At 52.7% G+C, this 15,437-nt stretch carries 13 protein-coding genes, 8 tRNA genes and 1 rRNA gene (1 of these 22 only partly in view); 2 read left to right on the top strand and 20 right to left on the bottom strand.

Annotation, left to right across the window (positions count from 1 at the left end; translation table 11 throughout):
- Window positions 1-3 precede the first annotated feature (3 nt).
- From hisB to NSQ80_RS00840, 5 genes are all read right to left on the bottom strand, one after another.
- Window positions 4-618: an imidazoleglycerol-phosphate dehydratase HisB gene (gene hisB / locus NSQ80_RS00860; protein WP_323078502.1), complete on the bottom strand. Its 615-nt coding sequence runs from the start codon at window positions 616-618 to the stop codon at window positions 4-6.
- The gene (hisD, locus tag NSQ80_RS00855) at window positions 602-1,915 is read right to left on the bottom strand and encodes a histidinol dehydrogenase (protein ID WP_339302146.1); all 1,314 of its coding nucleotides are present in this window, start codon (window positions 1,913-1,915) and stop codon (window positions 602-604) included. The genes hisB and hisD overlap by 17 nt, the downstream gene beginning before the upstream one ends.
- A gap of 67 nt (window positions 1,916-1,982) precedes the next feature.
- Complete coding sequence (hisG, locus tag NSQ80_RS00850; RefSeq protein ID WP_016314048.1) at window positions 1,983-2,627, bottom strand: ATP phosphoribosyltransferase; 645 nt, start codon at window positions 2,625-2,627, stop codon at window positions 1,983-1,985.
- Window positions 2,628-2,662: 35 nt separating this feature from the next.
- Window positions 2,663-3,862 (bottom strand): ATP phosphoribosyltransferase regulatory subunit, encoded by a 1,200-nt coding sequence (locus tag NSQ80_RS00845; RefSeq protein ID WP_339300931.1) that lies wholly within the window; start codon window positions 3,860-3,862, stop codon window positions 2,663-2,665.
- Window positions 3,863-4,117: 255 nt separating this feature from the next.
- Window positions 4,118-5,335 (bottom strand): acyltransferase, encoded by a 1,218-nt coding sequence (locus NSQ80_RS00840; RefSeq protein ID WP_339300929.1) that lies wholly within the window; start codon window positions 5,333-5,335, stop codon window positions 4,118-4,120.
- Between the two features lie 216 nt (window positions 5,336-5,551).
- On the opposite strand from NSQ80_RS00840, the gene NSQ80_RS00835 reads away from it, so the two are divergent.
- Window positions 5,552-6,076: a sigma-70 family RNA polymerase sigma factor gene (locus NSQ80_RS00835; protein ID WP_339300927.1), complete on the top strand. Its 525-nt coding sequence runs from the start codon at window positions 5,552-5,554 to the stop codon at window positions 6,074-6,076.
- Complete coding sequence (locus NSQ80_RS00830; RefSeq protein WP_339300925.1) at window positions 6,069-7,460, top strand: DUF4179 domain-containing protein; 1,392 nt, start codon at window positions 6,069-6,071, stop codon at window positions 7,458-7,460. The genes NSQ80_RS00835 and NSQ80_RS00830 overlap by 8 nt, the downstream gene beginning before the upstream one ends.
- Before the next feature lie 415 nt (window positions 7,461-7,875).
- On the opposite strand, the gene NSQ80_RS00825 is transcribed toward NSQ80_RS00830, so the two are convergent.
- The 15 genes from NSQ80_RS00825 to NSQ80_RS00755 form a co-directional block, all read right to left on the bottom strand.
- Complete coding sequence (locus NSQ80_RS00825; RefSeq protein WP_339300923.1) at window positions 7,876-8,364, bottom strand: acyltransferase; 489 nt, start codon at window positions 8,362-8,364, stop codon at window positions 7,876-7,878.
- Window positions 8,361-9,014, bottom strand: a complete 654-nt coding sequence (gene ppaX, locus NSQ80_RS00820; protein WP_316009680.1) for a pyrophosphatase PpaX — start codon at window positions 9,012-9,014, stop codon at window positions 8,361-8,363. Before ppaX ends, NSQ80_RS00825 begins: the two co-directional genes overlap by 4 nt.
- 7 nt (window positions 9,015-9,021) lie before the next feature.
- Entirely contained in the window at window positions 9,022-10,062 is a 1,041-nt protein-coding gene (gene lgt, locus NSQ80_RS00815; protein ID WP_339300920.1) for a prolipoprotein diacylglyceryl transferase, read from the bottom strand.
- An 11-nt stretch (window positions 10,063-10,073) separates the two neighbouring features.
- On the bottom strand, window positions 10,074-11,015 hold the full coding sequence (hprK, locus tag NSQ80_RS00810) for an HPr(Ser) kinase/phosphatase (protein ID WP_009225031.1): 942 nt from the start codon (window positions 11,013-11,015) through the stop codon (window positions 10,074-10,076).
- Window positions 11,016-11,275: 260 nt separating this feature from the next.
- A complete protein-coding gene (ugpC, locus tag NSQ80_RS00805) occupies window positions 11,276-12,397 on the bottom strand; it encodes a sn-glycerol-3-phosphate ABC transporter ATP-binding protein UgpC (RefSeq protein WP_009225032.1) in 1,122 nt (373 codons plus the stop codon).
- Window positions 12,398-12,533: 136 nt separating this feature from the next.
- Entirely contained in the window at window positions 12,534-13,634 is a 1,101-nt protein-coding gene (locus tag NSQ80_RS00800; RefSeq protein ID WP_339300918.1) for a helix-turn-helix domain-containing protein, read from the bottom strand.
- A gap of 133 nt (window positions 13,635-13,767) precedes the next feature.
- A tRNA-Lys gene (locus NSQ80_RS00795) sits at window positions 13,768-13,840 on the bottom strand.
- Window positions 13,841-13,848: 8 nt separating this feature from the next.
- Window positions 13,849-13,934, bottom strand: a tRNA-Tyr gene (locus NSQ80_RS00790).
- Between the two features lie 52 nt (window positions 13,935-13,986).
- A tRNA-Phe gene (locus NSQ80_RS00785) sits at window positions 13,987-14,059 on the bottom strand.
- An 83-nt stretch (window positions 14,060-14,142) separates the two neighbouring features.
- Window positions 14,143-14,219: transfer RNA gene (locus tag NSQ80_RS00780), tRNA-Asp, on the bottom strand.
- Window positions 14,220-14,228: 9 nt separating this feature from the next.
- Window positions 14,229-14,304, bottom strand: a tRNA-Thr gene (locus NSQ80_RS00775).
- 34 nt (window positions 14,305-14,338) lie between these two features.
- Window positions 14,339-14,414 (bottom strand) — tRNA-Val (locus NSQ80_RS00770).
- 9 nt (window positions 14,415-14,423) lie between these two features.
- Window positions 14,424-14,500, bottom strand: a tRNA-Met gene (locus NSQ80_RS00765).
- 19 nt (window positions 14,501-14,519) lie between these two features.
- A tRNA-Ser gene (locus NSQ80_RS00760) sits at window positions 14,520-14,611 on the bottom strand.
- A gap of 142 nt (window positions 14,612-14,753) precedes the next feature.
- Window positions 14,754-15,437: ribosomal RNA gene (locus NSQ80_RS00755) — 23S ribosomal RNA — on the bottom strand; it runs 2,375 nt beyond the window's last position.

The following is a 15,437-nucleotide window of genomic DNA, read 5'->3' as shown; positions in this document are numbered from 1 at the left end:
CGGCTACAGCACTCCCTTCGTCGACGGCACCCCGCTGACGCGCGGGTCAATGCTCGTCGCCTCGTCAAGCGCCCGTCCGAGCGCTTTGAACACCGCCTCGATCATGTGATGCGTGTTCTGGCCATAGTGCACGATCACGTGTAGCGTAATCCGCGCCTCCAGCGCCAGCTTCCACAGAAACTCATGGACAAGCTGAACGTCAAAGCTGCCCACCCGGTCCGAAGGATACTCCGCCCGGTATTCGAAATGCGGACGGTTGCTGACGTCAATCACCACTTGCGCCAACGCCTCGTCCATCGGAATAAACACGCTGGAATAACGTTTGATCCCTTTTTTATCGCCTAGCGCCTCCCGGATCACCTGACCCAGACAGATACCGATATCCTCCACCGTGTGATGGTCGTCGATTTCGATATCGCCGCGCGCCTGAACCGAGAGATCAAAATGTCCGTGCTTCGTGAACAAATCCAGCATGTGGTTCAAAAAAGGCACGTCCGTCTCCAACTGCGCGTTCCCGCTCCCATCCACCGCAAAGGTCAGTTGAATGTCCGTTTCGTTCGTTGTGCGGCTGATGCTCGCTTGGCGTGGCACCGCTCCCCCGTTATTGTTGCCTGCCATCTTCGTTCCCCGCCTTTCCTTCTTGCTGCAGCCGGATTTCGATCGCCCGGGCATGGCCTTCCAGCCCTTCCCGCCGCGCCAGCTCCATAATGGTTGCTCCGTTCTCCAGCAGCGCTTCCTTGCTATAGTAAATCAGACTTGATTTCTTAATAAAATCGTCCACATCCACCGGTGACGAGAATCTCGCCGTGCCGTTGGTCGGAATGATATGGTTCGGACCGGCAAAATAATCCCCCACCGGCTCCGAGCTGTACGGTCCGAGGAAAATCGCCCCGGCATTTTCCACCTGCCCCAGATAGCTCATCGGATTGTCCACGATCAGCTCAAAATGCTCCGGCGCCAGCTGATTAATCACGTCGATCCCGGCTTCCACCGTATCGACGAGAATGATCGCGCCGTAGCGCTCGATCGAAGCTCCGGCGATCGCCTTGCGCGGCAGCGCGGCCAGCTGCCGCTCCACCTCGGCCTGGCACGCCTTCGCAAACGCCTCCGACGGCGTCACGAGGATCGCCGACGCCATCTCGTCGTGTTCGGCCTGGGACAACAGATCCGCCGCCACATAGGCGGGATCGGCGCTGTCATCGGCCAGCACGGCGATTTCACTAGGACCGGCGATACTGTCGATATCGACGACACCGTACACTTCGCGTTTGGCAAGCGCGACGTAAATGTTCCCCGGCCCGCAAATCTTATCCACGGGTCGGATCGTGTCCGTGCCATAAGCGAGCGCCGCAATCGCTTGGGCCCCGCCGACCCGATAGATCTCGTGCACGCCGGCTTCGGCCGCCGCCACGAGAATGTACGGGTCGATCCCGGCTTTGCCGCCCGTCGCCGGCGGCGTCACCATCACGATCTCCGGCACGCCGGCCACCTGTGCCGGAATCACGTTCATGAGCACGGAAGACGGATAAGCCGCCTTCCCGCCAGGAACGTACACGCCGACCCGCTTTAACGGGCGGATGATTTGTCCCAACAAGCTCCCATCCGGCTGCAAATCCATCCAGGAGTTGCGCTTCTGCCGGGCGTGGAACGCCCGGATGTTCTCGGCCGCCCCCCGGATCGCCGTCACGAACGTCGGCTCCACGGCCGCATACGCCGCTTCCAGCTCCTCCTTCGTCACGCGCAGCCCGGACGCCTCCAACTTCATGCCGTCAAACTGCTCCGTGTACCGGAGCAAGGCCGCGTCCCCTTCCGCTTTCACCGCTTGAACGATCGCTTTGACCGCTTCGTTTTGCTCCGGCGAGCCATATTCCACTTCCCGCCGCAAATCAAAATCCTGTGCCGATACCAGTTTCATCATCCGGCATCCCCCTGCTTTCTTCATCCTTATAGGTTCTTGTATCTGCCCTTGGCCCGTCTCAAGCTCAAGCCTGCGAGACTTCATCCCGCTGAATCACTTTACTCAGCGCATCGCATACGGCCTGAATCTCGGCGTTTTTCATCCGATAGCTGACTCGGTTCGCCACCAAACGGCTGGTGATGTCAAAGATCTTCTCCAGCTCAACTAATCCGTTCTCCTTCAACGTCTGCCCGGTCTCCACCATATCCACGATGCGGTCCGCCAAACCGATGAGCGGTGCCAGCTCGATCGAGCCGTTCAGTTTAATGACCTCAACCTGCTGTCCGTGCTCGCGGAAGAACTGCGACGCCACGTTCGGATACTTCGTAGCCACCCTTTGCTGAATCCCCGGCTTCCAATCGGGCAGCGCAATCACCGACATGCGGCAACGCGCGATGCCAAGATCAAGCAGCTCGTAGACATCCCGATTTTCCTCCATCAGCACGTCTTTACCAACGATCCCGATATCGGCCACGCCATATTCCACGTACGTCGGCACATCGACCGGCTTCGCAAGAATGAACTCCATGCCGATGTCCGGCAGCGGAATGACCAGCTTGCGCGTTTCATCTACATCATCTGGAATCTCGATACCCGCCTCACGGAACAAGGCGGATGCTTTTTTATAAATACGCCCCTTGGGCATTGCGACTTTAATAATTTGATTCAATGGATTGTGCCCTCCTTCTCAGGCAGCTGCCTTCACTAAAAGCTGACAAACGTCAGGATATCGCCGTATGCCGGTCCCAGCGGCCCCGCCTTCCGCACCGACTCCGGCGCACTGAGCAGATCCTCCGGCCCCTCCGCACGGCGCATTAGCACGCTGCAGCCTTCACTGCGCAGCCGCTCCGCTTCAGCAAACGCCCGTTTCCGGTTCGGCACATCATATTGCAGCACCACCGGCAGCTCCGGTTCCGTCTCCAGCCCGCCGACTCCGTCGAGAATCCGGTTCGTCTTCAGTGAGAATCCCGTAGCCGGCGCAGGTCGTCCGAACTGCTGCAGCAGATTGTCATACCGCCCGCCGCTGCACACCGGGAAACCCAGCTCTGCGGCATAACCCTCAAACGTCATCCCCGTATAGTAGGAGAAATCTCCAATCATCGTCAGGTCGATCATCACATGTTCGGCCACGCCAAAATCCTCCAAGGCATCCCACACCTGGCTCAGATGTTGAACCGAGGATTGGGCCAAGGGATTGCGGCTCAGCTCCAGCGCTTGGCCGCAAATTTCTTTACCGCCGCGCAGACGGAGAATCCCTTCCAGTTCATCACGCTGCTCCTGCGAGAGAGACAACTGGGAGAGTGTCTCCCGATAGCCTACAAAATCGCGATGCAACAGCCCGGCTTTTAACGCCTCCTGAACATCCTCCCGGCCCGGGACCACATCCTCCAGCAGACCATTTAGGAAGCCAACGTGACCAACCGCGATCTTAAATGACTTCACGCCCGCTGCTTGCAGCGAGGCTACGGCTAACGCAATCACCTCAGCGTCCGCATCCGGGGAATCATCTCCGACCAATTCCACCCCGGTCTGATAAAATTCCGCTTCCCGTCCCGCCTCTTCCTCAATCGCCCGGAACACGTTGGCGTGATACGACAAGCGAAGCGGCAACGGCTCTTCCTTCAACAACGAAGCGACGACCCGCGCGATGGGCGCCGTCATATCGGAACGGAGCACCATCGTGGTCCCCCGGTTATTTAACAATTTAAACAGCTTCTGATCCGACGTCGAGCTGGCTACGCCCACGGTATCGTAATATTCCATTGTTGGCGTCATAATTTGCCGGTATCCCCAGCCGGCCATGCAATCCAGCACACGCCGTTCGATCGCCCGCAGCTTATCCACGGCAAAAGGCAGATAATCGCGGACACCCGCCGGTTTTTCAAAGCCTTTTGGTTTCGACAAGTGTTTCACCTCACCGTTTTTCTCTCTTATATGAAATTTCTTTATTATATTAAAGTACTACCATACTACCAAATTAAAGAGTAGCCCAATTTTATCATAATTTCTTTTCGACCGTCAATTGCTTCTCTCCGGTTCCTACTTCTCAAATTAACCTGCCCTACAGTATTCCCCAAGCATGAGCCAAAACCCTTGCGACTTCCCACTCCATGCAAAAAAACCGGCCGGGTACGCCCGGACCGGTTCAACTGATCGAAGTTACATATTTGCGCCAACGGATGGACTTTGTCCGCTTTCCTGCGGTCCGGACGGTTTATTTTTGCGTAAGGAAGCCGGTACACTCCCCAAAAACCACGCGGCAAACGGCAGCCGCCGGAAGCACAACTGCACGAACCCCCACGAAAGAAATAGAGCTACCAGGGAACCGACGATGACATAAATCAGGTAGCCATAGGAAGCACCGGGCAGCCGTTGTTCATTCCAGAAGAGCCGGTACGCGAACAACACGACGGGATGAAACAAATAGATCCCGAAGGAGAGCTCACCCACCCGGGTCAGTGTCCGAACCCAGAAGGCCGAGCCTTTTCTCTGAATGTAAAATGCCGCCTTGAGCAGCACTAACGCCGAGAACATCGTGTGAACGTTCCATAACAATTCAAACCATAAGGTGTTGGGAGAAGCATAACCTTGGCGGTATAAATACCAGATCTGGACATGAACGAAGGCAACGGCCAGCCATCCGATCCACAACGCGGCGGTCCATCCCTTTTGGGATTTGGTCATTTCCTTCCAGTCCGTATTCAGCCAACCCTTAAGTTTGCTGAAGAAAATCGCCAGCACCGCACCTAACATGTAATACCCCATATAGCTCAGTGCGTAGCTCCCTTTATTCGGCAGATGCAGCTGATATTTGTTCCAGAATACGAAGCCCCACTGCAGCGCAAGACCAAAAGGTAAAATAAGCGCAAGCAAGAAGCGGCGATTCCGGAAGGACTGGAATAACCACAAGAAGAGCGGGAACAACAGGTAGAACTGAATGCTGATAAATACGAAGTAGAGGTGGGTGTAGGCCGTGCCGGTCAGCAGTGCCGTCCCCAGCGACTTCAATTCATACATCTTGGAGTTATTGACAAAATCGTTGCGGTAAATAGCTATTAACATGAAATAACAACAGGAGACCAGTAGATAGGGCAAGATGATATAGGTCAGACGCTTCTTGTAGAATTTGCTTACCAGCTTGCGACTAATCGGCTGATCGTAATAATTGTAAAAAAGGACGAAACTGCTGAGAAGGATAAACGACGGGGTGCCGATTTTAAAGAAAATGTTCATCCAATTATAAAAGTAGTAGACCGGTGAATTCAGCGCTTGTTCTGCCGCCGCGAACGATGAAGCGTGCACCTGGATGACGCTGAAGATCGCTAACGCGCGAAAGATGTCCAGCTGCGGCAAACGTTCCTTGACCACCTTGCTCACTCAACCAACCCCTGTTCATAATTAAGAAGAAGCCTGATTTATGTACTACTAGACGTCTGGGCTTGAGAAAAGTTTCTCTAGCACTCTCTTCACTATACCAAAAGTTGGACGATCATAAAACCGTTTGGCCTTCTTGCCCGTCTTTACATAGGGAATCAAATTACCGGCCGGTAACCCTGTTTCGCTGCATTTTACATGGGAAGGAAGGAGCCCGAATTGGAAGAGAGAGAATGGGCTGCCGCTGCCTGCAGCGGAGACGAACAAGCCTTTTATCAGTTAATATCCCTGCACCGGCGTAAGCTCTACGGCATTGCTTACAGCTATTTACGCAATGAATCGGACGCTCTGAAGGCCATCCAGGAAACGGTGTGCAAGGCCTGGATCAAATGTCGGCGCTTAAAGGACCCTGAGGCTTTTATTCCATGGCTGATCCGAATTTTGGTTCATTGCTGCATCGACGAATTGAAACGGCGGAAACGGGTTCTTCCGTACGTGGCAGAGCGAATGCAAACAAACGGAGAAATGGTGAGCGTGTTCAAAATGGATCTGGACTCCGCGCTGGACCAGCTTAAGCCAAAATATCGCCATGTCCTCACCTTGAAGTATTATCAAGACATGACCTTAACGGAGATTGCCCGGGTGTTGGACTGTCCGGAGGGGACGGTTAAGACCTGGCTGCATCAGGGCCTCAAGCAGCTTCGCCGCCATATGCATGTGGGAGGTGAATTGTATTATGGTTGATCGGGAGGAAGACCAGCTTGCCCGTTATTTTGATGGGATCCGTCTGGCCGAGAAGCAAATCCTAGACGAGAAACTGGACGCTGCGATCCAGCGTGGTCTAGAACAGGGGCGAAGCCTCCGTAGCAGATGGCGTGTGCACCGAGGGTGGGCATGGATCTCTGGAACTGCCGGGGTGATCGCGGTTTGTATGCTGATGTTATTCATCTGGCATGGCGGAATACCTCTTGTCGGTTCAATAACCACTACCGCGAGTTCTACCGATGCGATCCCAAGTTATGTAGATGCCTTGATGACCTCCGAGATGGAACGAGCCGCCGAACACGGATTGTACCAACCTATCGGGAAGTCAACGGAAGTGGAGGGAACGAAGGTCACTGTTGATGGTGTTTTGGCGGATGGAAGGACAGTCGTGGTGTTTTATACCCTTCGAAAAAAACTCGATAACGACATTCATTTGTGGCTATTAGATGCTCATGGAAATACATTTGATCATTTACCTGTGTTTCTTCCCGTTGGTACGTATCCCGTCGGCTCTGTCACCCATTTAAAGTACACATTAAATATCGAAGATCCCGATGCACCGAATCGTCTGGTGTTATCCGTAGGTACGGAGGAATCCAACGAGAAGCCTATCAGCCAAATACCAATTGAATGGAACAGTCGACCTTATACCAGAATGAAGAAGACCGTTCCAGTTAACCAAATCGCGACTATCTACGGCCAATCATTAACGATTGATCAAATAGTTATCCGCCCGTTGAGTACGACGATCCTGTTCAAGCCTCAGAAGAGCGTGAATCAATGGATGTCCCAACCTGTTAAAGCCAAACTATATTTAGGTGGAGAAGGCGAAGCAGAATTCCGACGGTATGCCCCGCTACGAAGCCTGATCTATGATTATCAGAAGGGATCTCCCGATGCGTTTCTTACCGGACTTGAATTTGAGAGTATCTATGACAAGGATTGGAAAGAAGTGACACTCGAAATTGATAATTTTGGCGTCTATCCTTTGAAACAGAGATCCTTTAGCCTGTGGGTAGATGCAGATAAGGAGCAGCTTTTCATTCCTGATCCGTCCGTCAAACAAGTGGAGGTACTTGAACACGAAAATGTCATCGAATTGGTTCTCCATATGAACCCAACTCCGGATAATCATTTAAGTAAGCCTTATACCGTGGACGAGTACTTCAACGACAATCAAGCCAAATCCGTTTATCGTATCCTTCAAGATGAGCACTCTCCCATGTATTCACTGGATGGGGACAACGAAACGATTCGCTTCAAAATAGAGAAACGCGATTATGTCCAGCCCTTGCACATTACCATAATGGAAGACTTCGACAGTTCCTATAAACCCCAAGAATTCAAAATCCCTCTAAAGTAACACACAAAAGCGGTCCCATCCGGCAAATTGCCGGGCTCAGGACCGCTTTTTTACGCTGGTGTCCGTAGCTGCCGCGTAGACTTTCAGATTTACTCCGCGACATCGTCGCCGCACCTCATGCCTTCGGACTTCGATTGCCCCAGACAGAGGAACGGCAGCTTAGCATCTAACGCTTACCACAAAGCTTATATCAGCCAAAATCAACGTTTTACGATTCTAACGCTGACCACCATGCTTATTGTTCCATTCTGCTGCCGAAATCAAGTGTTTTCTTCGAAATAGCGCTGCTCAGCGTCGTTAGAAGTTTCATCGCACCAAAATCGTCACAATAGCGCTCCTGATCAGCGTTAGCGCATCAGCAGATGTGGGTTGGGCCACATCGGGCTCCTGATGACATGAGGCATGCCTGCATCAACTAGGGATTCTTCCGCTCCAGCACCCGCAGCGGGTTGCCGCCGACAAACGCGCCCGGAGCCACGTCCTTATGTACCACCGATCCGGCGGCGACGACCGCCCCGTCTCCGATGGTCACGCCCGGGAGGATCGTGCTGTTCGCACCGATCATCACCTCATCGCCGATCCGCACCTCACCCAGGCGGTATTCCTTGATCAAATACTCGTGGGCGAGAATCGTCGTGTTGTACCCGATCACCGAATTGCGTCCCACCGTAATCAGCTCCGGGAAAAACACATCCACCATCACCATCAACCCAAACGCGGTATGCTCGCCCACCTTCATGCCGAGAACCCGACGGTAAATGGCGTTCTTCAGCGATAATATCGGGCAATACCGGGCGATTTGGATAAAAATAAAGTTCCGGACGCCCTTCCAAGGGCTTACCGTCCGGTACAGCTGCCAGAGTGCGTTGGGTCCTTCAACCGGATAACGCCTCACTCGTCTCACGATCTCACCGGCTCCAAACCTAGGATTCCATAGAGATCTCGCATCTCTTGCAGGATGTAATCCGGATGATACTGGCGCAGCACCGCCTCACCTTTCAACGACCAAGCTACACCGGCTGCCTTCACACCCGCTGCCTTCGCACATTGCAGATCGGCGGCACTATCCCCCACCATCAACGTGTGTGCCGGGTCAGCCCCCAGCTCGCGCAACGCCGTCAGAATTGGCTCAGGATGCGGCTTGGGATGTTTCACGTCCTCCACCGTCACGATCGATTTCATGTACGGCTTTAACCCGAACATGTTTAAGGCGAGCATCGTGGTCTCCTTAATTTTCGTCGTGACAATTCCCATCGTGATCCCCCGTTCGTGCAAATCGGAGATCACTTCTTTGACCTGGGGAAATTCACGGATCAGTTCATCATGGCGTTCCCGGTTGTATTTTCGGTAATCTGCTACCAGATCCGCTACATCCTCACGGCCTGAGAACACTTGCAACTGGTGCTCTAACGTTTGCCCCATATGCGGGATGATTTCTTCTCTCGTGCGCGGCTGGAAGCCATGCTTATCAATGACGTGCAAAAAGGTCGTAATGATCAGTTCATTGGTATCGATGATCGTTCCATCGAGATCAAATAACACGGTGTTTATCATGTGGCTGTTACTCCTTCTTGTCTTCCGGCGCTTCCGCCAACTCCTCCAAGGGCGATTCCTCCGTATTAGACAACTCCGCCTTCTCGGATTCAGCCGCTCCGGCCGTTACCGGCAAAGCATCTGCTGCGGCGACTTTCGTAGACGTAATAGGGTCACTATAATACGGCAGGTCACGAACGGTACTGCGACGTACGATAATGAAGATGATCGCCGCAATCACAATGCCCAAGGCAAGCAGCTGGGAAATGCGGACGTTGCCGTAAGACGGCGCCAAATATCCCTGTTTGAAGCCGAGCCAGGTCATTGGCGTCCATAATCCGTTTACGAACGACGCCAGCCAGGAAGCTCCCTGGAACGCCAAGCTGTCCGTCCGCAACGCTTCAATGAAGAATCGTCCGATCGAATACCAGATGAAATACGAGGCGAACAATTCCCCCGCGCGCAAAAATTTCTGTCTGCGCAAAATCATCAGCAAGATCAAGCCCACCAAGTTCCACAACGATTCATACAGAAACGTCGGGTGATGGAATGTCCCCTGCACGTTCATTTGATTAACGATAAACGAAGGCAAATGCAGGTTGTCGCGAAGGAAGCTTTCCGTTGTTGGTCCGCCGTAGGCTTCCTGGTTAACGAAGTTCCCCCAGCGTCCAATCATCTGTCCCACAATCAGTGAAGGCGCGCAGATATCAGCGATACGCCAGAAGTTATAACCGCGGCGCCGAACAAAGATCACCGCGCAGATGATCGCGCCGATCAGCGCCCCGTAAATGGCGATACCGCCGTTCCAGATTTTAAATACATCCCAGAAGTTATCCTTGTAATCGTCCCACATAAACGCGACGTAATAAATCCGCGCGGCGACAATCGCCGACGGTACACCCAATAACAGCAAGTCCATAAAAAATTCCTGAGGGATGCGAAACCGCTTCCCTTCCCAAACGGCTAACAGAAGGCCGACCAAAGCCGCGCAGCCCAGAATCAGGCCATACCAGTGTACTTTCAAGCCCCCGATGGAAAAAGCGATCGGGTCTAATAACAAAGTGCCCATCGTTCACGCTCCTACTCCAAATCGTCGATATCTTCTGAAATCGTTTCGGTCAGTTTTGTCGTAAACTGCAGCGCAGCGTTGTACCCCATTCGCTTCAAACGGAAGTTCATCGCGGCTACCTCGATAATGACGGCCAAGTTCCGTCCAGGACGCACCGGGATCGTCACCAGCGGGACATCGGTATCGATAATCCGCGTAGTCTCTTCATCCAGACCTAATCGGTCATACTGCTTCTCTTGTTGCCAAGCTTCCAGTCTGACAACCAGCGAAATTCGCTTGTTGTTGCGGATGGCCCCGGCACCAAACAACGTCATGACGTTGATGATCCCCACGCCGCGGATCTCAAGCAGGTGGCGAATGAGTTCAGGTGCTGTACCGTGTAATTGGTTATCCGACGTTTGCCGGATTTCTACCGCATCGTCCGCAATCAGACGGTGTCCGCGCTTCACCAGTTCGAGGGCCGTTTCACTCTTCCCGATCCCGCTGCTGCCGGTAATTAGCATCCCCACGCCATAGACGTCAACGAGAACCCCGTGAATCGTCGCAGTTGGCGCCAGCTTCCGTTCTAGGAAACTGGTGATCCGGCTCGACAGGATCGTCGTCGCCATACTGCTACGAAGGACCGGAATCTGCTTCTCTGAACTGATCTCAATCAGTTCCTCTGGAACCTTCCAAGAGCGGGTGACGATGATGCAGGGCGTCTCCTCGCTGCTGCATAGCCGTTCCATCCGATCTTTCCGTTCCTTCTCCGGAAGCATCTCGAAGAAGGCCAGCTCGGTTTTCCCCAGAATCTGAACGCGCTCCGGCGGATGGTATTCAAAATACCCGGCCATCTCCAGGCCCGGACGATACAAATCGTCGACCGTGATCGCACGTTTTAACCCTTGCTCTCCGGAAACCACCTCGAGCCCGAATTGGTTCACTAATTCGGATACTTTCACTTTTTTAGCCATGGTGCTCTTCCTTTCCCCTGCCGGCATTCAACATGAGGGTGCCCGTCAACTAACGAGCTCCGGCTCCGATATCAGCTGCCTGAATTAAGGCATGAATTCATCTTGGTTCGAGATCACTCAATGTATTCATCGTATAGGAAATTGTCACGTAAATCAATCATTGGGCCGTGAGCCGCCTAGGAATCGCCCCACTGCAGCTTTTTTGCCCCTGCCTAACAAAAAAACCGCCCCGAAGGGCGGTTTCTTCATCGCTTAACGGATTAGCTGAAGAACACGTTGCGTTCTGTTTCTTTGTCGAAGATATGAATTTTGTTCATATCGATCGCCAGTTTAACGTTGTCGCCTTCACGTGTATTGGAACGGCCGTCCACACGAGCGATCAAACCGTCGCTGCCTGCACCGTTCAGGTACAATTGCATTTCGTGACCCAGGTTTTCCGTCAGATACACGTTAGCAGTAAATGTCGTTTGCGGCGAAGCTTCCAGGAACACTGGCTCTTCATGGATGTCCTCAGGACGAATACCCATGATAACGTCTTTGCCGATGTAGCCTTTGTCTCTCAGGATCGTTGCTTTGCCTTGAGGCACAACAACGTCCATGTTGGTAGCTTTGAAACGAACGGTGCCCGCTTCTTCCACCAAAGTACCGTTGACGAAGTTCATCGTAGGCGAACCGATAAAGCCAGCTACGAAAATGTTGCCTGGTTGGTTGTACAGCTCTTCTGGAGAAGCAGCTTGTTGGATGATACCGTCATGCATAACGACGATCCGGTCACCCATCGTCATAGCTTCGATTTGGTCGTGTGTTACGTAGATGCAAGTCGTTTCCAGACGTTTAACCAGTTTCGTGATTTCCGCGCGCATTTGACCGCGCAGCTTAGCATCCAAGTTGGAAAGCGGTTCGTCCATCAGGAACACTTGAGGATCGCGGACAATGGCGCGGCCCAAGGCAACCCGTTGACGTTGACCACCGGAAAGAGCTTTCGGTTTGCGATCCAGCAAATGCTCGATGTCGAGGATTTTTGCCGCTTCGCGAACGCGACGGTCGATTTCGTCTTTCTTCACTTTACGAAGTTTCAAACCGAACGCCATGTTTTGATATACGTTCATGTGCGGATACAGCGCGTAGGATTGGAATACCATCGCGATGTCGCGGTCTTTCGGAGCAACGTCGTTTACGACGCGGTCGCCGATGTACAATTTACCTTCGGTAATTTCCTCCAAACCAGCGATCATCCGAAGCGTTGTGGATTTACCGCAACCGGAAGGTCCTACCAGTACGAGGAATTCCTTATCCTTGATATCGAGGTTGATGTCTTCTACGGTTGCTTTAGCAGCACCCGGGTATTTTTTGTAAATGTGTTCTAAACGTACGCCTGCCATGTCTTCGTCCTCCCATTACTTAAATTTGGTGGTATTAGGGTATTGGTTCTATGACTTTTATGAAATCGGATACATTTTATATTTATATATTAGACGATAGGGGGCTGCCCATCCATCCACAAACTGCACAAAAATCTTAAGGCCTTTTCGTCACTTTATACAATAGCAGCTCCAACTTGACCAAAACCGCGTCGTTAAACGTTCTTACATCCAGCCCAGTTTCCTGTTTGAATTTATCTATCCGGTATAATAATGTGTTTCGGTGAATATATAGCCGTTTCGCGGTTTCACTCACATTGCAGTCCAACGCAAAAAACGTCTCCAACGTGGTCCGTATCTCCTCATCCTGCAGCAAATCTGCGCGATCCCCAAGCTCCAAAGCAAATTGCCGACGTTGCTCCTCCGGTATGCTGTACACCAGCCGCTCCAGCCTCAGCTCCCAGGGAAAATGGATGGGGGCCGTTACATTAAACATCCGGCCGAGGGCCAACGTCTGACGCAAGAACAACGTGGCGGAGACCAATTCGGTCTCAGCAATTAAGGCACTTCCGACCGTAAGGTGAAATCCTCCAACCCATTCGTTCGTCACAAGCTCGTATAAGCCTTGGCATAAAGCTGCCATCAAGTCACGTTCCGTTTCCGCCGCCTCTTCGCTCTCCTCCCGCAGGCTCATAAACAGCTCTTCGCCCAGCAGAATCAGCCAAGCTTCTTTTAGCGGAGCCAGGATCACTTCGCCTCCGAAGTAACTCTTCAACAGCTTGTTCAACTTCGAAAATGAAATGGCCTGTCCTTGCCCCGAACTTTCCCAATTCAGCAAAAAGGGCAACATCCTTCCCTTGAGCTTCACCTTCAAGGTCAAGTGATCAGGCAGCGGCTGGGTCAGCTCCCCTTGCTCCAAACGCTCCTCCAGCCATTCGCCCAGCTGGATGCTGCGCATCTCATCCTCCCGCTTCAAGTTAGGTGAGGGGGTTGCCGTTTCTCGGGCAGCAGTCAGGAGCATTTGAATCAATCGGGCCTCAGACTCCGTTACTGTGGCAGCCTCCGATTCAAGTACGCGTACGCTTCCTTGTTGATGTTCCACGAACCATACCCATCGTTCGTCCACGCGATATGGCCCGAGCTCCGAGGAATTCGCTGCTCTAACAACATCGTTCCAGTCCTTTGCCTCCCAAACGCTCTCCGACAGCGACGTACCGATGACGCTCTCCACTTGTTGCTTTAGCAATTTGATCTCCATAGCGTAGCCTTTCTTTCCATGCGTTTTCGAGTTCATTAGACTCATTTTATCATAACCGCCGAAGCAAACCGAACTCCTCGTCCTGCCTTAAGCGCAAAAAAGCCGTCAACCCTAAGGTTAACGGCTTTGATCATGAGCCATGAAGGACTCGAACCTTCGACACCCTGATTAAAAGTCAGGTGCTCTACCAACTGAGCTAATGGCTCATAAAAACTGGTGGAGGCTGATGGATTCGAACCACCGAACTCGTCAGAGAACAGATTTACAGTCTGCTGCGTTTGGCCACTTCGCTAAGCCTCCATATGAATTATGCTGTCCAGTTCAGTCCAATATGATGCTGGAAGCATAAAAGTGGCTCGGGACGGAATCGAACCGCCGACACGAGGATTTTCAGTCCTCTGCTCTACCAACTGAGCTACCGAGCCATAAATTACACGGTAAAATCCCAAAAAAATAAAGCGGTGAAGTTGAACACTTTCCCACTTTACGGTGGAAATATTCAAATAAATGGCGGAGCCGACGGGATTCGAACCCGCGGTCTCCTGCGTGACAGGCAGGCATGTTAGGCCTCTACACCACGGCTCCGCAAAAAAATGGTGCCGGCGAGAGGACTTGAACCCCCAACCTACTGATTACAAGTCAGTTGCTCTACCAATTGAGCTACACCGGCACGGTGTAAACTATGATATTTCAAGTAAAGATCATGGTGGAGGCTGAGGGGATCGAACCCCCGACCCTCTGCTTGTAAGGCAGATGCTCTCCCAGCTGAGCTAAGCCTCCGAAATGTTATGGTAGCGGCGGAGGGGATCGAACCCCCGACCTCACGGGTATGAACCGTACGCTCTAGCCAGCTGAGCTACGCCGCCACAGATAAGCTTGTACAAATGGCGGAGAGAGAGGGATTCGAACCCTCGCACCGCTTACGCAGTCTAACCCCTTAGCAGAGGGTCCCCTTATAGCCACTTGGGTATCTCTCCAAACCATAAAAAATCAAGGTTTAATCCTTGAAAACTGGATACGAAACTAGATTTGCATTTTAGCCCCTATTCAGTTCCCGGGGTCCCCGAAAAGTACTCGGTGTACTCTCCGAAGCCTCCGCTTCACTTTTTGGGGTGAATTTTGGATAAGCCCTCGACCGATTAGTACCTGTCAGCTCCATGCCTTACGGCACTTCCACCTCAGGCCTATCAACCTTGTCGTCTTCAAGGGGTCTTACATACTGGGAAATCTCATCTTGAGGGGGGCTTCACGCTTAGATGCTTTCAGCGCTTATCCCGTCCGCACTTAGCTACCCAGCTGTGCTCCTGGCGGAACAACTGGTGCACCAGCGGTGCGTCCATCCCGGTCCTCTCGTACTAAGGACAGCTCCTCTCAAATTTCCTACGCCCACGACAGATAGGGACCGAACTGTCTCACGACGTTCTGAACCCAGCTCGCGTACCGCTTTAATGGGCGAACAGCCCAACCCTTGGGACCTACTTCAGCCCCAGGATGCGATGAGCCGACATCGAGGTGCCAAACCTCCCCGTCGATGTGGACTCTTGGGGGAGATAAGCCTGTTATCCCCAGGGTAGCTTTTATCCGTTGAGCGATGGCCCTTCCATGCGGTACCACCGGATCACTAAGCCCGACTTTCGTCCCTGCTCGACTTGTCAGTCTCGCAGTCAAGCTCCCTTCTGCCTTTGCACTCTTCGAATGATTTCCAACCATTCTGAGGGAACCTTGGGGCGCCTCCGTTACTCTTTAGGAGGCGACCGCCCCAGTCAAACTGCCCACCTGACACTGTCCCCGTACCGGATTACG

The sequence above is a fragment of the Paenibacillus sp. FSL K6-2441 genome (assembly GCF_037964765.1).
Classification (GTDB): Bacteria; Bacillota; Bacilli; order Paenibacillales; family Paenibacillaceae; genus Fontibacillus; species Fontibacillus phoenicis.
This window is presented reverse-complemented; position numbering and strand designations above follow the sequence as displayed.